The sequence below is a fragment of the Pseudoalteromonas sp. 0303 genome (assembly GCF_013349995.1).
In the GTDB taxonomy this organism is placed as follows: Bacteria; Pseudomonadota; Gammaproteobacteria; order Enterobacterales; family Alteromonadaceae; genus Pseudoalteromonas.
This window is the reverse complement of record NZ_JABVXF010000109.1, coordinates 1-958: the sequence shown is the minus strand read 5'-3', so window position 1 is coordinate 958 and position 958 is coordinate 1. Positions and strand designations below refer to the sequence as shown.

Below are 958 nucleotides of genomic sequence, written 5' to 3'. Positions count from 1 at the left end.
ATGGGTTAGGTTATGAGCTGTATAAATGTGTAGAGTCTAAAGCAATAGATTTGAAGTCGGTAGCAACTATTCGAGATGGTTTTGCCCAAATAATTTGGGAGAATAGAACTGAGGAATCACGCATATTTCGAGCGGATTCAAAATATCAACATTTTGCTGATGCTGTTTACTGCTCCTGTTCAAAGACGGTTCCGTATTTGAAGGAAGAGTTTGAAGGCTGGGCATGGTCACTGGCGGTAGCCTTTCACTTTTCGGAGTATCAAGAAAGTATAATTGCTAGGGATGAAGTAAAGGCGCTAAAAGACATTCTAAAAACATCACTTGTACATAGAGAAGCGTATTATTGGGCTTGTCTTAAGTTAGCGACTGCACTTGAAGGTGAAATAGATCTTCTAGTTAGTGATTATCATATTGATCACACTAATTTACTCCAGCCATATGGCGAAAATGATATTCCTTGGGTTTTAGATGCATTCAAAAACAGCAAGTCAAAAGATAAAAAGGCAGCTGCTTTATTTAGATTACTGCAGTTAGTAACTACTCAGAAACTACCAAAGCTTGAAGATACATTAAAAGAACTCATTTCTGAAGATTGTGAATATTACCCATATTTACACAGTAAATTATATCCAGTTCCAATCGAGCCTGATGAATATGAACATGAAATAAAGCAGCGTCGGGAAGAAGCAAAAGTAAAAGAAGAAGAAAGATTGAAAAGCTGGACTGAATGGAGAAAGCAAGTTCTAAACAGCCCGACTCTTGAATTAGATGAAGAGAAGTTTGAAAACACTTTTTTTAATATTTTTAAAATGCTGAGGCAATCTGAATCCAACCATATGAAATGGGGTTGTTGGGATTCGGAAGCAATCGAGCGAATATTTTCAAAAGATTTTTTAGATGCGATAAGGATTAAGCTATCTCAGTATTGGAAAAACACTGACATAAAGCTATTCAGTGA

General features: G+C 36.2%; 1 protein-coding gene. It reads left to right on the top strand.

What is annotated here, in order from left to right; all coding sequences use genetic code 11:
• Positions 1-50 precede the first annotated feature (50 nt).
• A partial coding sequence (locus tag HUS62_RS23545) for a hypothetical protein (protein ID WP_220095108.1) occupies positions 51-958 on the top strand: 908 nt, incomplete at its 3' end.